This window comes from Nocardioides sp. (assembly GCF_030149505.1).
GTDB lineage: Bacteria > Actinomycetota > Actinomycetes > Propionibacteriales > Nocardioidaceae > Nocardioides.
This window is the reverse complement of record NZ_JASBRN010000064.1, coordinates 26,915-51,991: the sequence shown is the minus strand read 5'-3', so window position 1 is coordinate 51,991 and position 25,077 is coordinate 26,915. Positions and strand designations below refer to the sequence as shown.

The 25,077-nt window shown below is 69.0% G+C and carries 23 protein-coding genes; all 23 read right to left on the bottom strand.

The annotated features are described in order from the left end of the window. Positions 1-104: 104 nt before the first annotated feature. The gene (locus Q1V71_RS14150; RefSeq protein WP_300644557.1) at positions 105-2,864 is read right to left on the bottom strand and encodes a hypothetical protein; all 2,760 of its coding nucleotides are present in this window, start codon (positions 2,862-2,864) and stop codon (positions 105-107) included. Between the two features lie 448 nt (positions 2,865-3,312). Beyond that, positions 3,313-3,801 (bottom strand): hypothetical protein, encoded by a 489-nt coding sequence (locus Q1V71_RS14145; protein WP_300644556.1) that lies wholly within the window; start codon positions 3,799-3,801, stop codon positions 3,313-3,315. A 51-nt stretch (positions 3,802-3,852) separates the two neighbouring features. Continuing rightward, complete coding sequence (locus Q1V71_RS14140; RefSeq protein WP_300644555.1) at positions 3,853-4,131, bottom strand: hypothetical protein; 279 nt, start codon at positions 4,129-4,131, stop codon at positions 3,853-3,855. Positions 4,132-4,220: 89 nt separating this feature from the next. Then, positions 4,221-4,967, bottom strand: a complete 747-nt coding sequence (locus Q1V71_RS14135; protein ID WP_300644553.1) for a hypothetical protein — start codon at positions 4,965-4,967, stop codon at positions 4,221-4,223. 14 nt (positions 4,968-4,981) lie between these two features. Then, positions 4,982-5,680: a helix-turn-helix domain-containing protein gene (locus Q1V71_RS14130; RefSeq protein WP_300644551.1), complete on the bottom strand. Its 699-nt coding sequence runs from the start codon at positions 5,678-5,680 to the stop codon at positions 4,982-4,984. A gap of 5 nt (positions 5,681-5,685) precedes the next feature. After that, complete coding sequence (locus tag Q1V71_RS14125; protein WP_300644550.1) at positions 5,686-6,300, bottom strand: hypothetical protein; 615 nt, start codon at positions 6,298-6,300, stop codon at positions 5,686-5,688. 88 nt (positions 6,301-6,388) lie between these two features. Then, positions 6,389-7,852 (bottom strand): TraM recognition domain-containing protein, encoded by a 1,464-nt coding sequence (locus Q1V71_RS14120; RefSeq protein WP_300644549.1) that lies wholly within the window; start codon positions 7,850-7,852, stop codon positions 6,389-6,391. Between the two features lie 46 nt (positions 7,853-7,898). Further along, a complete protein-coding gene (locus Q1V71_RS14115) occupies positions 7,899-8,381 on the bottom strand; it encodes a hypothetical protein (protein WP_300644547.1) in 483 nt (160 codons plus the stop codon). Positions 8,382-8,383: 2 nt separating this feature from the next. Further along, complete coding sequence (locus Q1V71_RS14110; protein ID WP_300644546.1) at positions 8,384-8,971, bottom strand: ATP-binding protein; 588 nt, start codon at positions 8,969-8,971, stop codon at positions 8,384-8,386. Between the two features lie 92 nt (positions 8,972-9,063). Further along, positions 9,064-11,739, bottom strand: coding sequence for an endonuclease/exonuclease/phosphatase family protein (locus Q1V71_RS14105; RefSeq protein ID WP_300644545.1), 2,676 nt, complete (start codon positions 11,737-11,739; stop codon positions 9,064-9,066). Positions 11,740-11,812: 73 nt separating this feature from the next. Next, positions 11,813-13,354, bottom strand: coding sequence for an ATP-binding protein (locus Q1V71_RS14100; protein WP_300644544.1), 1,542 nt, complete (start codon positions 13,352-13,354; stop codon positions 11,813-11,815). A 250-nt stretch (positions 13,355-13,604) separates the two neighbouring features. Continuing rightward, positions 13,605-15,143, bottom strand: coding sequence for an SCO6880 family protein (locus Q1V71_RS14095; protein WP_011776825.1), 1,539 nt, complete (start codon positions 15,141-15,143; stop codon positions 13,605-13,607). Beyond that, a complete protein-coding gene (locus Q1V71_RS14090) occupies positions 15,140-16,516 on the bottom strand; it encodes a hypothetical protein (RefSeq protein WP_043806873.1) in 1,377 nt (458 codons plus the stop codon). The genes Q1V71_RS14095 and Q1V71_RS14090 overlap by 4 nt, the downstream gene beginning before the upstream one ends. After that, positions 16,513-17,331 carry a hypothetical protein gene (locus Q1V71_RS14085; RefSeq protein WP_300644542.1) on the bottom strand — a complete coding sequence of 273 codons (819 nt, stop codon included), beginning with the start codon at positions 17,329-17,331 and terminating at the stop codon, positions 16,513-16,515. Before Q1V71_RS14085 ends, Q1V71_RS14090 begins: the two co-directional genes overlap by 4 nt. Before the next feature lies 1 nt (position 17,332). Further along, positions 17,333-17,662 carry a hypothetical protein gene (locus Q1V71_RS14080; protein WP_011776822.1) on the bottom strand — a complete coding sequence of 110 codons (330 nt, stop codon included), beginning with the start codon at positions 17,660-17,662 and terminating at the stop codon, positions 17,333-17,335. Between the two features lie 17 nt (positions 17,663-17,679). Next, positions 17,680-18,618 carry a hypothetical protein gene (locus Q1V71_RS14075; RefSeq protein WP_300644540.1) on the bottom strand — a complete coding sequence of 313 codons (939 nt, stop codon included), beginning with the start codon at positions 18,616-18,618 and terminating at the stop codon, positions 17,680-17,682. Further along, positions 18,615-18,863 (bottom strand): hypothetical protein, encoded by a 249-nt coding sequence (locus tag Q1V71_RS14070; RefSeq protein ID WP_300644538.1) that lies wholly within the window; start codon positions 18,861-18,863, stop codon positions 18,615-18,617. The genes Q1V71_RS14075 and Q1V71_RS14070 overlap by 4 nt, the downstream gene beginning before the upstream one ends. A gap of 76 nt (positions 18,864-18,939) precedes the next feature. Beyond that, the gene (locus tag Q1V71_RS14065; RefSeq protein ID WP_300644537.1) at positions 18,940-19,827 is read right to left on the bottom strand and encodes a hypothetical protein; all 888 of its coding nucleotides are present in this window, start codon (positions 19,825-19,827) and stop codon (positions 18,940-18,942) included. A 297-nt stretch (positions 19,828-20,124) separates the two neighbouring features. After that, complete coding sequence (locus tag Q1V71_RS14060; protein ID WP_300644536.1) at positions 20,125-23,343, bottom strand: LysM peptidoglycan-binding domain-containing protein; 3,219 nt, start codon at positions 23,341-23,343, stop codon at positions 20,125-20,127. A 19-nt stretch (positions 23,344-23,362) separates the two neighbouring features. Continuing rightward, the gene (locus Q1V71_RS14055) at positions 23,363-23,797 is read right to left on the bottom strand and encodes a pilus assembly protein TadG-related protein (protein ID WP_367280152.1); all 435 of its coding nucleotides are present in this window, start codon (positions 23,795-23,797) and stop codon (positions 23,363-23,365) included. 38 nt (positions 23,798-23,835) lie between these two features. Next, the gene (locus Q1V71_RS14050; RefSeq protein WP_300644534.1) at positions 23,836-24,234 is read right to left on the bottom strand and encodes a TadE family protein; all 399 of its coding nucleotides are present in this window, start codon (positions 24,232-24,234) and stop codon (positions 23,836-23,838) included. An 83-nt stretch (positions 24,235-24,317) separates the two neighbouring features. Next, the gene (locus Q1V71_RS14045; protein WP_300644533.1) at positions 24,318-24,656 is read right to left on the bottom strand and encodes a hypothetical protein; all 339 of its coding nucleotides are present in this window, start codon (positions 24,654-24,656) and stop codon (positions 24,318-24,320) included. A gap of 184 nt (positions 24,657-24,840) precedes the next feature. Further along, entirely contained in the window at positions 24,841-25,029 is a 189-nt protein-coding gene (locus Q1V71_RS14040; RefSeq protein WP_011776814.1) for a hypothetical protein, read from the bottom strand. Between the last annotated feature and the right edge of the window lie 48 nt (positions 25,030-25,077).

Here is a 25,077-nt window from a genome sequence, read left to right as displayed (position 1 = left end):
GGTCAGCTCTCGGGGTCACCACCCCATCATCGAACGCCGTCGTATCGGCCAACGTCATGGTCATCAGGTGTCTCGCTTCTCCGCCCCGTGCAGAGGGAAGGAACTCAGAAGTGGTGTCTCACCTCAGCCTGACGCACAGGGTGACGCTCTGCGAGCCGCTTCAGCGCCGCAGTCCGCTGGCTCTGGCTCACTCCGGGGACGTGATGCCCGCCCAGATTGAGCCGCCCGGCCGCTGACTGGTCGCTGGCCATGGCCAACAGCACATGGGGTGCCACGACGCGCAGCAGGTCCGCGGCCTCGCTCGTGCCCTTCGGTGCCACATCAGAGCAGTGGCCGTCCAGGGTCCACGCCAGCAGTCGTTGGGCCTGTGGTGTCCCGTTGGCCGGCGAGACGCCGGACTCGAGCGCGCCGCGGGCAGCCGAGGCCGAGTCCAGCCTCAGAGCCTCGATTGTGGTCCGCGGAAGGCCTTGTCCGGAAGCCAGCGGGCGACCGACCGCGAGCCACTGGGCCTCCCGGTCCGTGCCGACCGACTTGCCCACCTCGGATGACCACCAGATGTTGAAGTCGCCAGGGTCTCCGACCGCGGCTGCGACCGTCGCCCGAGCTCTGGTTAACGGGGAGCCGACATCCCCCGTGATCGTCTCGCGAAGGCGGCCCGCGAGGTCACGACCTCCGAAGTCAGCGGGGAGCTCCGGCAGGCTGCCGCCTTCGCTGACTTCAGGGGCGAGGAAACGAACAGACAGGTCATCGGCGAACAACTCGGCCACGCGCCGCTGGCTTGCTGTCCGCTCCTTGAAGATCCCGTCGCACAACAGGCTCCACACGGTCGTCCGCAGCTGCCGCGCCCCTGTGAGGTCGTTGAAGCGCTCCTCGATCGCCTCGGCGAGGCTCGGAACCTCGCGGCGCTGAAAGTGACCGCCCAGGAACCGGGCCGTGTTCGCCCAGTACGCGCGCGGAAGCAGCTCGACGAGCGCGGCCTCGGGCTCGTAGCCGTGCTCGTCACCCTCGGCGAACTCGTAAAGGAATCGCGCCGCGAAGAACTCGCGGATCGACTGCACGTCGAACTCGTAGGTGCCGGACTGCTTGCTGGTCAGGACCCACACCCGGTCCCGCATCGCGTCGAACAGATCCTGGACCGGTGAGTTGGTCTTTTCGACACCGGCGAGGTACATCCTGATCTCACGGACGATCCGCTGCGCGGGTAGCCGGGTGGACGAGGCGTCGACCTCGGTGAGTGCCTGCATCAGCCAGCCGATGAATGACGTGGCTTCCTCCAGGTCTGGCCGGTTGTCCAGGACCGTCTTCGACTTCGTCGATTCTCGCTCCAGGAACAGGTCCATGTATGACCGGTAGAGGCTTGTGCGGGCGGTGGGGAGGGACTCGCCCTTGGTCCGGATCAGGTGGAGCAGGATCGTCAGCTGCATGGGGTTCGCGGCCAGCTGCGCGACATGCGGGGCGGCCGTACGTTCGCCGAAGACTCGCTCCAGGGTGCGCCGGTCCGACCCCTCGATGTGCTGGGCGGCGGCCCACCGGCGCAGGTACCTCTTCTTCGTGGCCTCGCTGAGCGGCTGGAGTACCAGTCGTTCGAAGATGTCCGGGGCAGGTTCGGCCAGGCCGGATGCGTTCGGACGCGTGGTGACGACGATCCGCATGTTCCCCGGGCGTGCCTGAGCCCACCTGGTCGTGAACTCGTCGATCTCGCGGACCACCGTTTCGCGCAGGTTCGCGGATGCGACCTCATCGAGCCCGTCGAGGAAGACCTGTGTGGGGAACCTGTCCAGGATCGCGCGGACGTCGTCTACGCCGATCTCGTGTCCGGGTGCCGCGTGCTCGAAGTGAGCAACCAGAAACCGCTCCAGGCCGATCTTGGTGCGCTGCCTTGTCTTCTTCGCGCTGTCGGTGCTCGCGTAGGGATCATGGCCACCGATCCACTCGGCATAGTCGGCAAGGTCGATACGGATGGCGACCCGGAGCTCCGCCGCCTCATCGGCTGGCAGCGACTCCTTGCGGTCGGCGAGCTGGTGGCGCCCGATGAAGCCGGCCCGGTGCACTTGGCACACGTATTGAGCGATCGTCGACTTGCCCTGTCCCGGCACTCCCTCGATTAGCGCAAGGGGCGGTGCCGCTGGATCCAGGAGGTGATGAGCCAGCCCGCCGATATCGATGTTGGGCAGAGTCGTGTTCCGCGGACTGCGGGCCCTGTGCGCTGTGACGTCGACGAACAGATCGGTGAGTAGGTCGGAAGCGAGGTCGACCTGACGGAACTTCACCCTCTTGTCACGGTCCCAGTGGGTGGCGACGAAAGTGACGAGGATGTCGCGTTCCCGCCTCTCGCGCTCTTCTAGCGACTTGGCGTCGAGCAGAGCGAGCAGGAGGTCGGAGCCGGCCAGCATCTCCAAGTAGGTCGCCCTGATCTCCCAGGGCGAGTTCGTGACCCAGGCGTCCAGGTCCGCCGCCCACACGCACGACATGGGGATGCCGTACTGCTTGCCCAAATCGTCAAGAACCTTCTCGATCTGGTCCCGTGTACCGCTCCCTGGAGCCGCGCTGCCTTCGACGTTCGTCATCAGCACGTACTGCTTGCAGCCCTCAGCCACGAGGCGCTTGATGTTCGCGGCCTCGCCGTTCACTGCCGACTTCAACCACGAGGCCGACTTCTTGGCCCGGTTGCCGGACCACTTGACCTGGAGGATTGTCCTGTTCTCGCCGGTCCCCGAGACCATGTCCCGGCCACCGTCCTTCTCGCCGACGGGAAACACCGACACGTTCGGGTACCGGTCAAGCACTAGCGCTGCGCACAACTGCTGGAAGCGCTTGTCGCCAAGACGCTCATAGAGGTACTGGTACGAACCCGAACTTGCCACAGATCTCATCCTCTCTGACCGTGCCGACAGATCGCAGCGTTACCGGGGCAGGCTGGCCCGCACACGGCCGGGGTCCGGCGTTCTGCTGGCAAAGCGGACGCGCCGATCTACCCTCGGACCGTGGCGAGCAAGAGACGAGTCAAGAAGGCCGCGAGGGCAGCGTCGTCGACGAGGTCGAACTCGCGCCTGGTGAAGCTTGCAGAGAAGCAGGCGGCCGCAGACGCCGCGTACAAGAAGGCGCTCGGCTTGGACCCGGACTCAAGGCTGCCCAAGTCGCTTGGGGACACAGCCGGCCATGGCGGAGCACAGCCTCAGGTCGGCAGCCGTGCGCGCGGTACTCGAACCTTGCCCAGCAACCGCGCCACCCCGCCGAAGAAGAAGTAGGGCAACATTGAACGAGGAGGGCGCCGAACCACGGCGCCCTCGACGATCTACCGGCAGGTCCAGGTCAGAACAAAGCCATCTGTGCCTCGTCGACCGAGGCGAGGGCACGCGCGATTCGTTCGTCGTCCCAGCCGTCCGCGACAGCGGCACGCAGTGCCAGCGACCGCCGATACATCGCCTCTCGGCCGAGCATCCGGCCCCGGTAGCCGCGGGCGCCGCTGCGCCCATGCTGAGCGATCCGCGACAGGTTCGCGGCTTGGGTAGAGCCCTCCAAGTGATCCAGGAGTGTGCCGTCGGCCCGCACACAGACCGGGTTGTCGCACACGACGTGCTCGACCACCGGTGGAAGGTCGATCGACTGCCCTTCGGCCAACGCCCACGCCACCCGATGCGGCCGCAACACACGCGGACGAACTTGCAACCGGGATTGGACCCAGAAGCGGCCGTACCCGTCGTCGCCTATGGCGCCGGTCCAGATCCAGCAGTCTGCCTCGCCAGGGCCCTTCACGACGTACGACCAGAACCGGTCGATTTCATCCGCCGTGAGCTGCATGAGCGCAACCTAACCGCCGGCACCGACACTTCTGAGGCCTGTGTATTGGGGTCAGGACCAGCGTCGAGACTCCTCGTACCGGACGCGCTCTTGGTACTCGTGCTCGGCGCAGTAGCGTCCGTACCTCAGCGCGTCGGCCGGACAGCCTGGCCACTCACAGGGCCCGGCACCGGGGAGCCCTGATTGCCACCGCTCCCGAAGAACGCCGAGCAGCCACCACAGCCTCGTGATCTTGCCGAGCCACCACACCAAGGCGACGAACCCGACCGCGACAATCAGCGAGAGCGTGAACCCGACTGCATCCAGCACCTCGTCGCCCGCGAGCTGCACAGCCTGGCCTCGCATCGTCACTCCCGCTGGCTCCGGCCAGCCTGCACGTCACCGTAGTAGAGCCGCCCGACGTCGCGGCTGTCCGCGGCTCAGCGGGCGAACCCATGGTTGCTGGCTGGCAGCGTGAAGAGGCCGTGATCGGCAGCCGCAACCGGCCCGCTGGCGGCAGGGCGCAACGCCGCCTCCTGCAACGCGGCGGCCGTAGTCGACGGTGCGGCCGGAGCCGAGGGGGGCGGCGCCGGTGCCTGTTGGTCGAGAAGCTCGAGCAGGTCGGTGGGCTCGTCGTCGACTGTGAGCGGGAGCGCACGCGCGATCGCGGCCTTCTGGCGGTCCCACACCTCCCGCAGCGCGACGAGATGGTTTCCGTACGCCTCATCCCACTCGGCTTGGGCCACCTGGTGTTCCTCGTCGGACTCGAAACGCCGGCGCCATGGCCAGCCCCCGCGAGCGTCACTGAATTCGCTCCAGCTGCGGTTCTCGTCGCGTTCGGTGCGCCGTAGCGTGTCTAACTCCTCGCGCAACGCCTGCGGCAGGGCCGCGCCGTACGCTGCGGCCTCGGCCCAGGTCACCTTCAGCACGACCTTCGGCCTGATACGTCGCCACGCCTGTGCGGTGTCGGCAGCGCCGGCGTCACCGGCCCCGCGTAAGGCCTCGGAGAACTGGGAGTGGTCTTCGAGCCAGACCGCTTTGCGGTTGTAGCTGATCCAGCAGCCGTCCTGCGGCGCCGACCGGCCACCCTCCAGCGTGCCGTGCTCGCGGAGACGATCCAGCAGAGCATCGGCGGCCATGGCGGCACCCAGGGTGCCGAGCAGGTTCTGCTGGTCCCGGTTCAACATCCTGACCCCACCCTTCACCGGGCAGGTGCAGTCGAGACCGTGTGCCGCTGGCCGTCTTCGTCGCGGTGGCGACGGGCCGCGTCGCTGCGGGCCTGGTCGAGGGCGGCCAGCTGCAAGGTGGTGCTGCGGCCGTGCGCGTCGTCGGGGACCTCGGCGGGGACGCTGGTCGGCTCCGTGTAGTGCTCGTCGAGCTGGTCGACGATGCGGGCGCAGACCGCGTTGAGACGCGGGTTGTTCGCCACCTTGTTCTGGGCGTACATGACGCTGGTGTGGTCCTTGCCGAAGTAGGCGGCGATCGCCGGGAGGGTCAGTCCGCCGCGGCGTGCCGCCGTCATCGCGACGGCGCGGGCGTCGGTCACAGCCCGATGGCGGTCGGCGCTGAGCACGGCGTCGCGGGTGGTGCCGAAGGACTGGGCAGCGGTGGCGATCGCGATCGCACAGATGCCGTCGGGGCCGACGTCGGCGACCTCGCCGGTTGCGGTTTCGGCGGCGTTGACCTGGGTGGCCAGCGCGATCGCAAGCGACCGCAGTTGCTCTGCGTTCATCTGATCGAGGGTGCGCTCGACGGCGGCCTGGTTCGCGTTCGCGACGAGCGCGGCGAACGCCGCTGCCTGCTTGGCGGTGAGCTCCCCGCCGGGTGTCTCGACGAGATCGTCGGGCTGGTCTTGCTCGTCGACGAGCCGAAGCCGACGGCTGGTGTCGGGCTTAGCCATGGTCATTACCACCTTTCGTGAAGGTCGTCGTGTTCGGGCTTCGGGTCGTCGGGTTCGCTGGCGGCGGCTGCCAGCTCCCCGGCCCGCTCGACGTCGTCGCGGTAGCGCTGTCTGCGGCCGCGGCGGACCCGTGTCGAGGCGTGGCTCTCGTCGCGCTCGCGTCGGGGCCGGGGCTGGTGCTTACCGGGCTGGCAGCCGTCGCCGAGCCGGTCGCGGAGCCGCTCGAGGAATCCCGGAAGCGCGTAGCGATGCCAGTCCTCCAACGCAGCCGGGGTGACGGCGAAGCTGGTGTAGTAGCGGCTGCAGGCGAGGACCGCGAGGTCGTGCACCAGGTGGGGGTGCGCGGGCCAGCACTCGGGGATGCCGGGCCGGGTCACGTTCCACAGGTGTTGCTCGTTGACCCACATCGCGACTAGGTCCAGCCACGCCCACAGTTCGGAGCGCATCAGCCCTGTGCACGTGGCCGGGTCCCACGGCCGCGGCATCTGCGCGAGCTCGCGCAACTCCTCCTCGTCTGCCGGAGGCTCTACCGTGGCCTGCTGCAGTTGTTCCATCGCCGTGCGGATCGTGGGACCCGGCTCGGGGAACGGGCGCACCATCAGCCCGACCAACGGCATCATTCCGTTTCCGTTCGGGGCTGCGGCACCGCTCGCCGCGGCGCGGGAGGCGACCTCTGAGGGGTGCATCGTTGTCATCGGCTGCTCTCCCCTACTTCGGCATCCCGAGGCGCTGCCGGGTCCGGGACACAGGCTCGGTCGCTGCCGTAGGCGCGACAGGGGACGTGGGTTCGGCCTCGTCGTCGCCGCGGGCTACTCGCCGGACTCGCTTCTGTGCGGCCAGCAACTGCTTGCCGCGCTTGCCGTCGATGCAGCGGTGAAGGTTCGCGATGATCGGGTCGTACATCTCAGCCAGCACCAGGGCCTTGCGCTGCTCGATGCGGCGCAGCTCGGCGGGTTCGAGGATCGGCACGCGGCGCTGGTCGTAGGAGCGGTCCATGACGCCGAACAGCTCGTGGCCACGGGCGGAGTACCGGGTCTCGGTGTGGCTGGTCGATCCGATCAGGTCAGAGAGCTCCTGATAGAAGCGGATGTCCTTGCCGCCACCGAAGACCACCAGGTTGTTGGAGAGCCCGTAGATGGTGCGCGCCTCGTCCTCGCCGTAGCAGACCACGAACTGCCGCCAGGTCTGGGCGGCGAGGATGAAGGAGAGCCCGAGGGCCCGCTCGTTGGCCATCCGGGTCGACAGGGTGGGGATCGGGGCGGTCGAGGGCAGCTCGTCGAGGCAAGCGAGGAACGGCGGGCATAGCCGGCCGTGTGGGGAGGTCTCCCCCAGCCGCTTGGCCGTGTCCAGGATCTGCTCGGTGACTGCGGTCATCAGCGGTGAGGCACTGGCGTAGGGGTCGTCGCGGCCCAGCAGATAGATGGTGCCGCCTGCCTTGATCAGTGCCTCGAGGTCAGTGGCGGGCCGGGCCGTGGAGGGGACGCAGCGTTCGCGGATCGAGCGCTGGAAGAACAGCGCCATCGCCTGCTGGACGGTGGTGATTGTGTTGCCGGCGGTCCGCTCGTCGCCGTACAGGGCGCCGCGCAGCAGGCCGTCCCACAGGGGTTCTGCGGCGGGATGGGTGCGCAGGATCTCCTCTGCCTGGGGGTACTCGCGGGGGCTGGAGACCCACATCAGCACCTCCTCCAGGCCGATGCCGGCGATCGCTGCGGCGTGGAAGTAGGCCTGCAGCACCTTCGCGCACTCCCCGGCGTAGAACCGAGCTGCCTGATCGGACGACTGCGCGGTGGCGCCCTTGATCGTTCCGGCGGCGAACGCCTTAGCTCTCCGCTCGGCGAGCATCGACTCCTCGCACCCCGCGATCGGGTCCCACACCAGCTCCGGGGCACCGGGGGCGAGGTTGAACGGGTCCAGGACCGCGACCGGTCGTCCATCGCGCTGGCGGGCCTCCAGGGTGAGGAACAGGTCTTCGGGCTTGGTCAACGTCACCAGCGCGCCACCAGGCGCGTCCAGCAGTGCCGGCACCAGCAGATCGAGGGTCTTGCCGGAGCCTTGGGGGCCGATCACGCAGGTCGTGCGGTCGAAGGGCACCCACAGTTCGGGTCCGCTGCGGCCTGCCTGGCCGAGGCGCCAGCCCACCTCGTGCGGGTTCACGTGCTTGAGGGCTGTCATGGTGCTTCCTTCCGCTGCCGGTGTTGGGCTAATGGCTGGGTGGCGGCTACTTGCTGTCGGCACGCGTCCGGCGCCCGGAGCGCGCGTAGAGGTCGGGGCGGATCACCGCGGCGCTCTTGCGCAGCCGCGGAATCCCGAGCGCCTCCGCGGCCTGGGTCGGAGTTGCCAGGCCGTGCCGGGGTCCGGCGCCGGTCAGGTCCTTCATCCACATGCCGACCACGACAGCGGAACCGATCACGAGGACCTCGCCAAAGACGGTGAGCGTCCACATCGCCGGGTCCGGGGGTAGGGCGCCGGCGACCTGGCCGGTCAGACCCACGCCGTAGTGGCCGCGCAGCAGGCCTCCGTATGCCTGCAGGAGGTGCCCGTTCGGCAGGGCGAAGACGCCCGCTGTCATCCAGGCGACGAGGGCCTGCACGACCAGCGGGGTGAGCAGGAGGAAGAAGATCCCGGCAAGGAGGAAGGCCACCGTGAACTCCCCCTGGGTGGGGGCAGTGTTGGTGAATCGGGCCTGGCGGGAACGCTCCATGCTCATCGTGCCGCCGCCGTCCACGTCCCTGCGGGCGCCTGCCACCGGTGGCACGGGAAGTCCATCGGTCCCCGCTGATCGGGGATCACCGCGACGGTCCCGTTCGGCCAGTCCAGGCGGCCCTGCCCGTCGAGGACCGCGGCTTCGGCGGGGTCTGCGTGGTCGGGGCGGATCAAGCCCAGACAGGTCGTGTCGTCGTTGAGCAGCGGCCGGCCGGTGAGCCCGTTGCCGCCATGCGAGGTCAAGATCGTGCGAGCCGCGCCGAGCGGAAGCAGGGCGAGTCGATCGTCGTCGACCAGGTCGATGTCGTCGACTACGACCAGACAGGCTCGGGGTCGGCAGTCGACAGCGACTGGCTGCTCCAGCTGGTCGGGGCGCGCGGGGTCGCAGCGCAAGTCGGCCCACTCGCTGGGTGCCTGGGCGTACACGTGCACGTGGCGCGAGGTGTTCGCCAACCACCACCGGGTGAGGTAGCGCGCGATGGTGGTCTTGCCGCGGCCGCTGTCGCCGACCAGCAGCAGGGGCCGGGCGTTGGTGGTGTCGAACCCGGCGGCCCGGCCGTCCACTGTGGTGCCGATGCGTACGTCCATGTTTGGAAAGGCAACTCCGCGCGGCGTGGATCGGACACCACGCGCGCATCCGATTTGCGGAATCCTGCAGGGCTGCCTCTGATTCGTCCCGCTTACGCGGCCGCAGCCGGCATGCCGCCGAGGTCGAACGCATGCTTGGGCAGGGCCCAGGTGACCGAGCCGCTCGGGGTGTGGACGTCGGCGAACCCCACGCAGCCGTAGACCCCGTTCGCGGCGCAGCCGTAGTCGTTGCCGAAGATCTTGCCGCCGCCGACGTAGATCGCCACGTGGCCGACGCCGTCGCCGCGGTTGTAGGAGACCACGGCGCCTACGGGCGGGAGTGGGTCGAGCCCGGTTCCGTGGGCCTGGGCCAGTCCGGCGTTGATGATCCCTTGGGCGACGTCCTCGCCGTTGCCGTAGCCCCGTCCGACGCCGGGACCGCCGTAGACCGCGTCGACGACCTTGGGGCACTGGTTCTTGTAGGTGCACGGTGCGCCGCGGGTCCACGACAAGCTGCACAGACCGGTGGAGGTCTTCATCATGGCGTCGACGCGGGCCGAGAGTGCGGCCGATAGCTCTCCGGCGACCTGGATCGGTGAGGCGGTGCAGCCGGTGTCGGCGACGTTCGTGGCGCCGCCGGCGGTGGCGGCGACGGCTTGTCGGGCGACGTCGAGGAACTGGCGGTAGTCGGTCTTCTCGAAGGGGATCCAGTCGGCGAACTTGGCCTCACCGGACCCGGGGCGCGCGTAGTACAGCGCGAAGGCGTACTTGGCGTTGAGGAGGGGGTCGAAGATGTCGGCCTGGGTGTTCCAGCCGGGCACCTTGCCCTTGTGCTGCGCGGAGATCTGCCACAGCCCGAAGTGGCTCCCGTTGGTCGCCCTCGGGTCCCACGTCGACTCGACGCGGGCGATGGCCACCGCGGTGACGAGGTCCTCGCCGCGGAACCCTGCCTGGTAGGCGGCCGCGGCTGCGACCTTGGCGGCATCGATGTTCCCGGGAGCGGAGACGTTCTGCAGCAGCACCGTGCCGAGGTTCCCGAAGGTCGGGCATGGCGGGCAGCCTGCCGGGCTGCTGCCACCGGGCACTGTGCCCGCGGGTCCGTTCCCGCCCGGGCCGGCGCCGTTCATGTCCATGCGGGTGAACAGCGCAGGGTGGTCGGAGTGCACGGCGGCCTTGCTGATCTCCCAGGTCCTGGCGACCTTCACGGGGGCGGCGTAGAAGTTGTAGATGACGCCGGAGTCCTTGGTGTAGCGGTAGCCGGCCGCTGCCATCCGGGGCGCGGCCGCGTTGGGGCCGTCGCTGGGGTGGGAGTTCATGTCGCCACCCAGAAGCACCGGACCGTACGGGGCGAGGACGCCGACCAGGTCGATCAGGTAGTCCATGCCGAGTCCGTACTGCTCGACGCGGCTCATCGGCGGGTTTCCCCACTGGCGGGGGAACCGGTAGGCGTTGGTCATGTGGTGCGTCGCGATGACCGACACGACCGCGCCGTCGGATCGCCGGAAGATGCCCCAGGTGGCGAACCGGTCCCAGAGCTTGTTCTGACCCTTGAAGACGGTGTGGTCGTCGTCGACGATCTTGACGCGACCGCCGTCGAGCAGGCTCCAGGTGTCGGATCGCCACATGATCGCGCTCCCCATGGCTTGGCCTGCGTCGTCGCTGTCCGCCGGCTGCTTCTCGCGGTAGGCGTCGTAGCCGGGCGCAGCTGCCCTCATCTGCGACAGCGGCACGTCCTCGACCTCGTTGAGGGTGATGAAGTCGGGCGACGGCGCGGCGAGGGCACGGATGCCCGGGGTCGCCCCCGAGCGCAGCTTGATGTTCGCGTTCGCGACCAGCACCTGCCCGTTCACCGGGCCACCCGGGGTCGCGGTGATGCCCGTGGGCATCACGCCCAGCCCGGGGGCGCTGCCACCGGGCGCGCCGGGGGTCGGCCCGGCCAGCTGCACGGTGGTGTGCACGAACGGGTGGTCGGTGTACTCGTGCGCCCCGTCGTTGGTGCTCCGGTCGACGACAGTCCCGGAGAACGTGACGCCGGGGCTGCCCATGATCCAGTCGATCTGGTTGTCGTTCTGGTTGGCGGCCGACCAGCCCGATGCCAGCGACAAGAACAAGCGCTTGAACCGGGTCTTGTCGTTCATGTCGCCGGTCAGGAAGAGGGGCGTGCTCGGCTCGTCGGCCTGCAACCGCTGGAGGGCCTGGGCCTCGGCACGGACCGCGGCATCGCGCATCGCGTTGGTGCCACCGACGGCGCCGGCGGGGTTGTGGGTGTTGAGCACCCAGACCGAACCGAGGCCCCCGCTCGAGGTGAACCGGGCCAGCGGGATCTGGATCACCGGGCCGCCGTACCGGATCGAGACGTAGCGGACCTCATCGAGCTTCCACACGGACGGCTGGTACGCGATCGCGTTCGCGGTCGACGGCTGGCCGCCGCCGTTCTTGCCCTTCACGATCGCCCAGGCGCCGTTGGTGGCGTTGAGGAAGGCCTGTGCCTGCGGCGGCTCGAACTCCTGAAACCCGATGATCGAGGTCGCGGAGGCGCCGATTTTGGTGACCATGTTCGGCACCCGTTCGCGATAGGGGCGCTCGCCGGGGTGGGGGTTCCTCGTGTAGTGCGAGGCGCCGCGCCAGTTGAGGGTGCCGATCCCGAAGGACCCGCCCGCACCCGCGTTGGCTGTGGTGGCGCACGCCGCGCGGACCGCCTCGATGTTCGCGCTCCCCATGCCCAGCACCAGCAGCATCAGGGGAGCGATCATCACCAGCGGCAGGCCGAGCAGGATGCCCTTCTTCACGACGACGGCCTCCTCAGATCGCAGCCGAGCACGGGCAAGTTCGCCGCAAGACGGTCGGAAATCTGGGGAACATTCACGCCGCCGGGTCGATCGCGTCGTTGGTGTAGGTCAGCCGCTTCTCCAGAGGGGTCAGCAGGGTCTGGACCTTGTATCGCTGGTCGCCCACCATCCATAGGGCGCGGCCCTTCTCCTGCATCGCCCAGTTGGTGATGACGCTCTGCTGCATCTCCGAGAGACCCATCAGGCGGCCGAGCTCGTCAGCGACCGACTCGTCCTGGCCCATCAGGATCCGGACGTCGGAGAGGTTGAGGAGGTCCTTGGCGATCTGGGCGGCTTGGCTGCCTTGGTCGCCGGCCGAGAGCGGGTCGGAGGGCTTGTGGTAGGTCACCAGCTGGATGTCGCCCTCAGTGCGGGAGAGCCTCAGGTTGGCGTCCAGCGCCATCACCGCATCCAGCGAGAGCCGCGTCTGCAGCCACGCCTCGTCGCGGAGCACGATGCGCCGGTCGCCCGCCGATGCGGTCTCCCGCATGCCCTGCCCCCAGGAGTTGAGGCACATCAGCGCGATGCCCACGGCGACCTTGTTGCCGGTCTCGTGCAGCGACCGCAGGGACAGGGTCTGGATCGGTGCCCGCCAGTCGGGGTGGAAGGTCGACTCGGTGTCGAACATGCCCTGCAGCGATCCTTCGCACAGGGCGCCGAGGGCGTCTCGCAGCGGCCGGGTGCCGTCGAAGAAGTCTTGCCGGGAGGAGTAGCGACAGTCCGACACGAGATCGTCGCTGGGCGTGTCCAGTGCCGCCCACACCTGCGGGATCGTGACCGGCGTGAGTCGGGAGGCACCCACCGACCAGCCCGTCATGTGCCGTAGCACCTTGTTGATGACCCGCTCCTCGGTCGGGGTGAAGGTCACCCCTTGGGAGCCGATCAGGCCGCGGATCAGGAACAGCCAGCGGTTGAAGATCACGTTGGCGCGCCGGTGCTGCTCTTCGCGTGTCTGCTTCTCCCAGTCCACCCCGAGTGGGCCGAGGTCGAGCGGGTTGATCCGTCCGGCGAGGCCCGGGCCGATGCGGAACGGCTCCACTCCGAGGAACCTGGCCAGGTCCTCGTACTCGTCCTTGACGTCGCCGAGCACCAGGGACCGGTAGCCGTAGCGGATCATCCGGAGCATGAACGCCTTCACGGTGGCCGACTTCCCGCGGCCCGGCTTGCCGAAGATGAAGATGTTCGGGTTGGTCACCGGGATTGAGTCGTCGAGGACCCAGCCCATTGGGTCGCAGTAGAACTTGCCGCCCGAGAGAACGTCGTAGCCCATCTCCGCACCCCACGGCGGAAGCCCGTCGCCGGAGATCAGCGGCCACAGGACCGGGGTCTCCTCCGAGGTCATCTGGTAGCCGGCCAGTGGCGGCATCGTCGCGGCCCACCCGTGCCCCATGCGGCGGACGCCGTTGGGTTTGACCGAGCCCGGGAACAGCTTCTCCGCCGGCGGCTCCTCGACCGGTGCCGCCTTGCGCGGCATCGTGGTCCCGAAGTCCGACAGCAGGTCGTCGATCGTCCGCGCCGCCGGCCGGGAGGTCTTTCCGCCACCTCGAGCGGGGCTCTTGGTCGCCGCCACGCTCACCACTCCCCCGTGGCGCCGGGCGAGCTCGCTCGCGCCTGGTGGCACGTGAGAGGGGCGAGAACCTGCCCGGCGTACGCGGACAGCGTCCTCCGTCGGTTCTTGGGCGTTCGGGCCCTCGGTCGTGTGGACATCACAGGCTTCCCTTCCAGGCGGGTGCTCCCATGCCCGGAGAAGCAACCGCCCGGCCGCCAGATCGGACATCTGACGACCGGGCAGTTTTGCGGGCCTTGCCGGTCTGCGTGCTCTCGGGTTAGCGGCGCTTCTTCGGCAGGCCCACCCCCAGCGGGATGGCGGACACGGCGAACGCCGCGTCGTGTGCCCCGTCGAGGGGGAGCGGGGTGAATCCACTGATGCGGATCGAGGCGTCGAGTCGACGGCCGAAGTCCTGCACGTTCCAGCCGGCCGGAACAGTGACCGAGACTGCGGAGGACACCTTGACCAGCGAGCGGCCCATCTCGAGCTTCTCGTCTCGCTCGTGCAGGCTGCCGACCGACTGACGGTCCTTAGCCCGCTCGACCTTGCCGACCTTCGTGCGGATCGTGCCGGCCATCACGGCGGACATCTGCGCCCGGCCGGTAGCCCGGTCGGCGGCCTGTTGCGAGACCGGCCGGTAGAACACGGTGAGCGCGCGACGCTCGCCCGGCTGGGAGGGCACCAGCACGCGCGCCAGCGCACCCATCCGGGCACCTTTGCGTGGCAACAGGATCGTGGAGGAGATCGACTCCCATTCGCCATGCCGGTAGGACCGCAGGGCGGTCGACGCGTTGGTCGGGCCGGCCGCCCCAAGCGGCACGCCGGCCGCGATCGAGGGGTCCTCGCGGTGGTGGATCGCCGCGTCCGCGAGCGCGGGCGCATCGCCTGGCTCGAATCCGGTACGGATCGCCACGGCGAGCTCGGAGCTGTCCAGCCAGTTCACGCGCGTGCATCCGATTGAGCCGGTCAGCCGCGCCTCGACCTCGGCCAGGACCGAGTACAGGATGCGCGCCCGACCCATTACGCCGCGGCCGGCGCGCTTGGCGTCCTTGTTGATGACGTCCTCACGAACCACCACGGTCACGAACGCTTCGCGCCGGACCGCTGCGCCGGCGGTCATCGCCTCCAGCTGGGCGTTGACCCGGGCCGACACCTCGGGCTCGTCGGGGCGGGCGTTGTGCCGCACCCACTCGTCGCGCTCGGTGCCGTCGTCGGGGATGGTGCGCACCTGCACCACGATCAGGTCGATCTGGTTACCGGCGGTCGCAGCCTCCATCATCTCGGTGAGGCCTGCGCCCATGCGGAACCGGTCGGCGTCGTCGCTCATCCCGATGCCGGGGTGCACGACCCGCGCAGTGGCCGCCCAGGTGCGGGTCGCATGGTTCTGAATGATCGCCGGCCGCGCGGTCTGCCCGGTCATGGGCGGGCCGTCGTGGATCTGGATGCTCGCCAGGATGCCGGGCAGGTCTGCCTCGCCCGCGTCACCGTCGTCCTCCTCGTCGTCGGCGTCGCCCAGGTCGAGGTCGCCGGCAGCAGCCTTGGACTGGAATCGGGACCAACCGAACGCTGCCCCGGCCAGGTGGCGGAACAGCACGCCGATCCATTGGAAGGCCGAGTGGCCCCGGATCGGCAGGCAGATCAGCAGGGCAACTAGGCCCCACATGGGGACGAGGCCCACCAGCGCGAGCCATTGCCCGATGGCGATCGCCATCCAGGTCGGGAACCCGGCGGCTAGCACCATGAAGAACTGCGGGCCGGTGAGGCCGAACAGCCAGGCCTGTCGGTCGCGGGTTGCTGATGCTCCGTAGACGCTCATGCGATAAACGCTCCGTCCTCAACTGCGACCTGAGCCTCGGGGGGAAGGTCGTTGGCGACGCCGTCGCCGTTGGTGTCGTTGAGCGGCCGGAGCTTCTGCCCCGGCTGCCCCTGTCGCTTCTGCTTCGGGGTGTGATCGGTCGGGTAGTAGCCCTGGTTGCCGATGCCGGACTGGCCGAGCACGTCGACACTCATCGAGGCACCGGCCTGGGCGACCTTGCCCGTCTTCTCCATCGCGCCGCCGACCATCCCGCCGACCTTGCCGCCAAACTTCTTGAACCCCGAGGACTGGAACCGGTTCGCGGTTTCAGCCTCAGCACCGTTCTCGGAGCTGGTGCGACCGTCCGACGCGGTTTCGCTCGCAGCACCCGAGCCGGTGGCCTGGGCGCCGGCGCCCTTGCCCTTCAACAGCCCGGCGGCGCCACCGTTGGCGTCCATCGTCGAGCGGAACGACGCCCCCGAGGCGGTGCCGGGATCGACGAAGGCCAGCAGCCGGAACAGCACCAGCGGCATGAAGCAGGCCACCAGCATGATGATCGAGCCCACCACGGACATGCCGATGTTTTCCGACGTCGACGCGAAGTGCAGTGGGTTGTTCCCGAGCCCCTGCTCCTCACCGTCGGGCATGCCGGCCCAGGCGAACTGGGTGCCCATCCCGACCACGAGCGCCAGCAGCGGCTCCATCAGCACGCAGGCCAGGAACCAGCGGACGGACTTCCACATCCACGACTTGGTGCCCTCCGACAGTGCTCCTGCGGCCGCCATGGGCATGGTGGCCACCAGGATGAGTAGCGCCGCCGAGCGCACCATCATGATCACCATGTGGCCGAAGGCGGCCGGGATCAGGATGAACAGCGCACAGATGCCGAGCGTGGCTGCCTGGGTGGTGCCCGAGACGTGGTCGACGAATCCGTCTCCGGCTGCGTAGCCGGAGAAGCTGTCGACGTCGAGCAGGGTGTTCAGGATGCCCTTGGTGAGTCCGGAGGCGGCGGCGATGAACCCCGCGCTCACGGTGACCCAGCAGGACAGGACGACGCCGTACTGGACGACGCCCGCCGCCAGGGTGCCGAACCCGCGACCGTCCTGCCTGATGACCGCGAGGCCGATCTGGCCGAACGCCATCACCAGTGCGATCACCAGCGCGATCCACAAGGTGACCGAGTACAGCTTGGCCAGGTCGGGGTCTGCCACGTTGGGGGTGAAGTTGTCGATGAGACCGAAGGCGGTCTCGAGTAGCCACAGGGCGCCCGACCAGATCGCCATCATCATCGACGTGAACCCGTCGGCCAGGCCCTCCTTGGCCTGGTCCCCCAGCCAGTGCAGCGGGTTGAGGTCGACCATCGGGACGATGCCCGCAATCGTGTCGGCGCTCATGACTGCGGCACCTCCAGCCACTGGTAACCGGCGTCGAAGGATGCTTGCGAACCGGGCCACAGCGACGGTGCCGGCGCCGGCTCCTCCCCTTCCCCGATCACCCACCGGCCGTCCTGCCACACCATGCGCTGGCAGTCGGCGGCCGCGACCTGCTGCGGCGGCCCCGCCGACGTGGTGGCGGTGATGATGAAGTCGATGCACGGGATGACGAAGTCATCACCGACCGTGCCCTTGATGAACCCCATCTTCGGCTCTGCGCCGATCGTGATCGTGTTCTGCGCCTCCGAGGACATTCCGGCCGACTCCAAGAGTGCGGCCAAGCCCTGCACCCCCGACCAGCTCTCCGCCGTCGGACCGCCGGGCGCGGCCCACGCTGTGATGACCTCTTGGGCAACCCGAACCGACGCGGAGGTCAGCGCGGTCGTGTCGATGGCGGCCAGCTGAGCCAGTGCCCCTTCCGGGGTGTGCGGGAAACCGGTGGCGACACCGACCTCTCCAACCTCCATGGGTGCCGGGATCTCGATCGTGCCGGTCTCGCCCGACGACAGACTTCCCGGCTGTGCGGCCTCCAAGGGAGCTTCAGGCAGTTGCTTGGCGGCGAGCTGGTCCTGGTCAGACTGCGCCGAATCGGACCCGGTGGCGCCGCCAGCCGAGGAGCCGCTGAGCATGCTGACCACCGACCACAGGCCGCCGGCCGCCATGGCGAGCACCACGACAACCACGGATCCCAGCAGGATCTGAAGTCGGCGGCGGGTCCACTCGGTGTCGGGGTCGACCAGCTTCGACTGGTAGACGTGGCGGGTCCGGTCGAACATGTCAGCAGCCGTTCCCGACGATGCCGTTGAGGATTGCGTAGATGCAGACGAACGCGATCGCGCCGATCACCGTCCAGAACAGGCCCGACGCGCCGATCTGCGCGGCCCTGCCCATCTGGCCGAACTTCCCGACGATCAGCGCCCCCGACGAGGCGAAGCCGGCGCCGATGATGATGGCGATCACGCCGTACTTGACCCAGCCGAGGATGTCGTTGACGTACGGCTTCACCCCTGTCGGGGCCTGAGCGCACACGTTGCCGACGCCTTCGGCCTTGATGTTTCCGGCGGCCGCGAGCTGGGTGGCGACCTCGGAGATGGTCTCGATGATCATTTCTCTCCTTCTTCCTCTCAGGTCCGGTTCGCCGTCAGCGGTCCGGTGATGGTGGTGATCCGCTCCAGCAGGCGCTGGGAGGGGCTGGTGAGCTGCTTGGGCAGCGGGTCGGGGCCTAGGCCCGGCAGGGCCTTGGCGGGCAGCAGCGGGGCGAACAGGACGGCCTCTTGCTCTCGCGCGGTGCGCAGCAGCCGGCCGGCCGGTGCGAACTCGCGGTCGCTCCAGCGGCTCGCCCCCACGACGACGATCACGACCCCGTCTGCGGCGAGCTGGTCCTCGAGGTCGGCCAGCGCCGCCTCGGTCTGGCTCAGCGCGAGTCCATGCGGTCGGGTCACCAGGACCTCGACACCCGCGGGGGCCGTGGCGACCCAGGAATCCACACCGGCGGTGCCGAGCTCCCGCATCGACCAGCCGGCGTCTAGAACCGTCAGGTCGACGCCGTCCACGGGCCGTGGGCTGGGCACCTCTCCGGGGATCCGAACCGGGTCCTCGACGCGGTCGATGATCACGCCGTCGCCGCGGCGGCCGCGGCGCCATCCTTCGGCGGCGCCGAGTTCGGTGACTGTGGCACCCAGCAGCCCTGACCAGGCGGGCGCGGCCGCATCAAGCACCCGGGTGCGCACACCGGCGGCGTCGGCGACATCGGCCAGGGCGAGCGCGATCGTCGAGGCGCCTGCACCGGCGTTGGCTGCTCGAACCCGCACGAGCGGGCCGGGCACTGTCGATACGGTCCCGGCGCCCGGGGTGCTCGCCTTGCCTTCGACACGCTGGGCACGTTCGCTGTCGCCGTTGACGCTGGGGGCGCTGACCTCGCCGGTCGGCTGCTGGTCGTGGTCTTCGACCGCCCCGGTCGTCACTTGGGGCCGCGTGGCGGTGGAGAACTGGCCGGACGCGAGCGCGGCGGCCGCGGCCTGGAGCTCCCGGGTGGAGTACCGCGTCGTGGTGCTGGTGCTCATCGTGCGGTCTCGATCCTGGCGGCCCGAAGGCGCAGCGCTTCGCGCAGCACATCGGCGGGTGTGTTGCGGAGCACCTCACGTGCCTCGGCCGCCTCCTCGGCGTCGGCGCGCAGGCGGGCGATCATCTGCTCGATATCGCTCAGAGCGTGGTCGACGCTGTGGGTGGCCACCACGTCCAGCAGCTGCGCGACGACCTCGGGGGTCGGCTCGGAGATGGTGAATGCGCTGTGTGCCTGCTCGCTCATGTTCGGAGAAGCAACCGCGCCCTGTCCGGATCGGACAGGGCGCGGGAAAGTTCTTCGATAAGGCTGACCGGCGTGGTCAGGCGATGGCGGCCAGGTACTTCGGGGCGGCGTCTCGGAGGCGGGCGGTGGTTCGGTCGCGGCGACGGCGAATCGTCCGCATCGCGACGCCGTGGCGCTCGCCGACGACCCGCTGGGCCTCCTCGCGAGCCATGCCGTCGTTCTCAGCGGCGAGCAGCTCCACGAGCAGATCGATCTCCTCGGTGGCGACAACGCCGACTTTGCGCGCCCAGATGAGCAGGTCGGTCAAGTCCTCGACCGGGTCCTCGACCTCGGGCGCGGCGATGAGCGCGTCCCGATCTCCGGCGTTGTGCACCCAAGTGTCGTTCGTCGAGCTGCCCTGAGCGTTCTCGGTGACGCGGCCACCCTCCAGCGACGTCGTCGCGACGCGAGAGACCATGCCGGCTGCAGGGCGGCTGAGGCGCTGCCGGGTCCTCCGCAGCAGGTAGGTGGCCGCGTGGGAGCCCAGCTGCGGCTCGGCACCCTTGACCTCCTCCCACACCGTTGCGTTCACGTCGTCGATCTCGCACAGGTCGCTCAGAGTCATGGCCACCCGGTTCACACCGTCCTCGAGCAACACCGCGACCGCGAGGGCGGCGTCGTCATCGTCGGCGCCGCGACGGGACCCGAGAGCGGTCAGGCCGGCCACCACCTGGTAGCAGCGCTCGTCGCGGCGGCGCCATGCCTCCCGAGCCTCCTCGAGGCTGGCGAACCCGGCGAGGCGGGGTTCGGCCTGCTGCCACTCGGCCCATTTCCCGGACCGCTCCAGGCTGCCGATGACCGAGGTGGCCAGGCCGCTTTGGGCTCGGCGTCGCTGGTGCTGCCCTTCGCTCGAGGACGGCCGCGAGACCGGGCTGTGGGATGCGGCACCGACGGTGACACCGTGGGTGGGGTGACTGGCCGACATGGCGGTCCTCCGAGACAGGCGATCAGGACGCGCCTACTGCAGAACCGACCCCTCACCACCCCGCTCACCAAACTCGCTCACCAGTCGCCTGAGCGGCTTGGCGTCCGCTCACCAAACCCGCTCACCAAGCACAAAACCGCAGGTCAGAGTGGGTGCGGTCGCTCACCAACTGACTCCGGAAGAAAGTCGAAAAAGTTTGGCGACGGGCCTCGCGACGACCCCGAAATAGACCCGGCCCCGTCTCACCGAACCGGTGAGACGGGGCCGAAACGCCGTCCGATAAGGAGCTCGATGGGGCTATCCAGCAGCCCAGTCCCGTTGGTCTAGGACCGTCTCGGTACGCGGCGGGAGATCCTCGTCGAACCGGTCCACCACGTTTTCGCGCACCAGCTCGTCGGCAGCCGCACGACCCGACTCGGCCTCTGCGGCTGCGGCCAGATCCAGCCACGCTACGTCGCTGTATGGGTTCGCCTTGCGGGCCGCCTCGCATGCCAGCCGGACAAGGTCCGTTCGGCCCTCGGTGACAGCCCGGGTCGCAAGGACGTGGGCCACCTTCTGGATCGCCGAGCTCATGATGTCATCGTGCCGCTGGCCCTTGAACAGCCACGGGAAGCGGCGGTCGGTCGAGGCCTCGAACGGCGCGCCGTCGACCAGCGACAGCGCGGTCACCAGGTCCTCTTCACAGCCCGCGTCACCCCGCTTCCGGGCTCGGAAGTGAAGGCGGCGGAACAGGTCGAAGTCGACCAGCACACCGCCTGCGCCGCCGACGAGCTCGTACGTAGGCGTGCCCCTTCGGGCGCTCTCGGTCGCTCCCGCCTCCGGCAGCCAGTCGCCACCGTCAGGTCGGCTTCCCAGCAGGAAGCGGGCATCGGTCGCCCGGTTCTGAACCGTACGGGTGGTCTTCCAACCGAAGGCCTCCGCGACTCTCTCAGCGGTCACACCGCGGTCCTGGCAGGCGAGGTAGGCGATGAAGGAGATCGTGCCGGCGAGGTTGCTCAACGAGGCCGGATCGCCTCCACCGTGCACTCTGACGTCGACCGGCCCGAGCAGCCGCACCTTGGGCCGGGGAGAGGTCTCGTCAAACCAGTCGGCAAGGTCCTCGGTCAGGGTCGGGTCGAGAGCTTCGATCTCTGCCCGGACATCCTCCGGAAGACTCGGCGCCGCCACCGCCAGGTCCTCTGCCGTGGTCGCGGCGGTGGCCAGATACACCTCGTCGGCGTCGGGCAGGAGCGATGAGGGGTCATTGCCCTCGGTGGACCGAGGCTTCGTGTACTCATCACGCAGCGACCCGTCGGCCCGGGCGTACTTGCCCAGCGGCCCCTCGTCGGAGCTCATGTTCGGCATTGGCTCGTCCTCGAGGTTGCGAGTCGCGGCCAGCACCTCCGCTACAGGCTCAACCTGCTCGGGCGTCATCGAGAACGCCTTCACGCTGATCCCCCACAACGGCAGGTAGGCAGTGCCGTCGCTTCGCAACTCGACCGCCGGGGCCTCCTCGTCGCCGTGCACAACAACCACCCGCGAACGGTCGCGGCTCTCGAGGTCGTCGGCCAGGTCTCCGCTTGGCCTGGAGTCCACCACGACCACCACCGGGTTGGTGCTGTCCAACACCAACCCGTCGCGGCGACGGGAGAGGACGTCTGCGTCGAGGTTCTCCTCGACCTGGTCAATCTCGCCAGTCACGGCCGCTGCACGGGCCAGCGCCTCGCTGCGGTCGACGTGACGCAGCCGGGCGGGGTTCAGCCGGACCATCTCCGTTCCAAACTGGCCGGCCAGCAGGACCTCGCAGCCCTCGGCCCACTCGTTGACGGCGAGCTCGGCGACCCAGAAGCGGGCCAGGCCGGCAACCTGCTCTGGATCTCCCCCGATCCCGCACAGGCCGATGGTCTCCAGATCGAGGTGCCACGTGTGGCCAGCCTCGCCTTGGCCGATGCTCACCAGCGCGGGGTAGGGCGCCGGCTGGGCCTCCAGGTCTTCCTCCAGGTAGGTGTCGCGCGGCAGAATCCACGCCCGCGCGTCGTCGGAGGCGGTCCATCCCTCGGGGGCCTCTGAGACGGCGGGGCTAGTGAACAGAAGCGTCAGGTCGTCCTCACCAAGCACGGCAGCGCCGAGTTGGGGCAGCTGGCTGCGAGCGATCTTGCAAGAGGCGGCGACATGGCGCAGTGCCCTGTCGAGGAACTCAACATCCTTCTGAGCCTCGCTGCCGTGCTCGACGATTGCCTGCTCAACGTCGGCCAGTTCGGCCGGTGTCGCCGCGATCGTGCGGCCGATCCGACGGGTTCGGAACTGACGCCGCCGGTTGAAGGCCAGCAGACCGAGCGCGCCGGCCGACAGACAGGCGGCGGTTGCGAGCAGGGCCCTGAGGGCGCTGATACCGCCATCCTCGACGTCAACGGCTTGGGCAGCCACCGCGGCAGACGGGTTCTGCAGGGAAGTGTTCGTCCCATGCTCGGCTGTGGCGGGGCCGGCCGGCACGACTGGTGGATGCTCCCGGTCTCCTTGGCGAGTGGCACCCATGCCGCCAGGGGCGCTCTCTGCGTCCTCGGCCTGTTGCCCGACGGTGTCGCCCCCGGGGGCCTCGTCTGGGGTGCCTTCACGAACGTGAGGTGCACGCTCATCGGCTCCGGGGCCGGTCCGGTCCTCCACGCTCCCGGTGCTGCTTGGGATGACAAGCACCTGGCCGGGGTAGATCAGGTCCGGGTCGTCCCCGATGACCTCCTTGTTCGCCTCGTACAGCGGCGTCCAGTCGTCCCCGTGGCCGTGGCTGCGTGCGATGTCAGTGAGGTTGTCGCCGGGGCGGACGGTGTAGTCGTCGGCCGGCGCCTGCTTCTGTGGGCCGGTGTGCGCGACGGCGCTGGCGGGGAGCCGGATCGTGCTGCCGGACGGGATGGTCTGTGTGCCATTGGCCAAGGTGGTGCCATCGGCCAAGGTGATTCCGCGATTGGTATCAAGTAGTTGGCGCCACTGGCTGCCTGCGCCGAGGTGGGTCTCGGCGAGCTTCCACAACGTAGTGGGCTCGGACGTCGTGACGGCCGGCCGCTGCCCGGCGTCCTCCCGCGTGGGCTGGGTCTGGGAGGTCGCGGCGTGACTTCCCTGATAGTCGGAGACGTGAGCACCAGGGGTTGCCGCGGAGGCCGAGGCCACGGTGCCGGCCCCGATGCCGAGGGCGGCGACCCAGGTGATCAGGAGCCTGGCGAATCGCTGCTGCCCGCTTGCCGCGAACTTCACCTGCTCCGTGTCGGGGCCGTGGTTGACCGTGGCGATGAGACCCCGCTCGCGTATCGACTTGATGGCCGAGACTGCCTCTACCAGGATGCAAGCGGTCATCTGAGCCCACGCTGCCCAACCGATCACGGCCAGCGCCCCGTACAGCGTGCGGGTGGTGAGCAGCTGCACCTCGGACCAGCCGCCCGGCGGCCAGGGGTTCCCGATCCAGGCGATCAATGCCAGGGGCGCGCCGACCAGGAGCGCAACCAGCACCAAGAGGGCGCCGAGGCCTCGCAGGAACCTGCTGAACATGTTGGGACCTCTTTCTTGCTCAGCCGCTCGGGGTGGAGATCGCGTCGGCCGATCCGGTTTCGTGGATCTGGACCGCGCCCACGCCAAGCAGCCGTAGGAACTCGGGCTCACGGGTGTCAGTTGCCGTGACGATGACTTCGCTGCCGTTGACACGCACCGTGCCCGACCATCCGGATTGACGAAGAACCGTCTTGGCGCGGGCGATCGCTGCACCCACATCGACCTTGTCGCTGCCGGATCGCACTGCCGACGCCGAGAGCTCGTCGGCTCCCGCTCGCGCGGCTTGCTCAGCGGCGCGCTTGGCCTCGACCTTGTCGTTGATCAGCTCTCCCCCGCCGCCGACCAAGCCGAGGAGCGCAACGAACGCGGTCGACGCCAAGATCAGCGTCCAGGCGGCTGCCGCGCCGCGCTCGTCTCGCCGGCATTCACGTCGGTGTGCCGTACGTCGGAGCACAGTCCGGAGACGAACCTGCACCGCGCGACCAGCGCGCTTCACTGGTTGCTCCCGCTGCGATAGGTCTCGATCGGAACGACCGCCTGCTCGGTGAAGACCCGATTGGGCTGTAGGCCCAGCTGGCGGCCGAGTGCGCCGGTGTCGACGAGGCTGACGGTGCAGGACACGCGAGCGATCACCTGACCACCTGGGGCGAAGTCACTGCCCGCGAAAGAGACTGAGAGGTTCAGACAGCTCTTCCCACGCTCTGCGAGGGCCGTCTCAGCAGCCTGTCGGCCGGCCTCCATACCGCCGGCGGAGGTTGGCTCCAGCGATGCCGCCCGGGCAGCTGCGTAGGCCGCATCGTTGGCTTGAGCTGACCCATCGACGTATCGGCCCGCCGCTACCACGACCAGCACCAGTCCCAGCGCGGCCGAGGCCATGAGGAGCGTCTCCACCGCAGCCGACCCTCGCTCGTCCCGCCGCCGACGCTCGGCAAGCCGAGCCCGCCGGCAGCGCACGTCGCGCGTGCCATTGACGCTCACTGCGTCCACCTCTCGACCGGGGCGGTCGCTGTTGAGGTAATCGGATCGTCCATCCAAGGCAGCACGCTCGCGACCTGAACTGTGACCGTGACTCGGGCCTCCGTCCCCGAGCGAGACGCGCTGACCGTCGAGCCACGCACGGCTGGTGAGCCGTCCTGCGTGACGTACTCCTTGGCCGTGGACGAGCCATCTCCCGAAGTGCCGTCCCAGTGGGCAGCCGCTTGGGCACCCTCACGGGCGGCTGCCTCGGCAACCCGGGCGGCGTACAGATTGATGCCGTACTGGACCAGGATGGTGAACAGCAGGAACATCGACGTCGCCATCATCAAGAACACGACTCCGCTGGTGCCGCGCTCATCGCGGCGCCGCCGTTGACGCCGGCCTGTGCGAAGTCGAAGCAGGCTCCAGCGCCCTACAGTCGACTGGTTCTCCAACGGGTTCACCTCCTCGACGAAGCGTGGTCGTTCGCGTGTGCACTCACGGCATGAGCCTCGGGTCCGACTCGTCGGCTCGACAGGACTACTGGCCGCCGAGGTTGCCGACCAGTGACCTGGCGAAGTCCCAGACCGCGTCGCCAGCGAAGTAGGCGATGCCGATACCTGCGCCGAGGACGATGAGCCACGGCACGGCCTCTCCCCGCTCGTCCTTCGGCCGCGCCTGCAGCCGCATGAACAGCGTGAGCATCACCATCTTGATCATCTGAACCATGTCGGTTCCTCCTTTCCGAGTGAGGATGTCTTGACGGGCTGGCGCCCC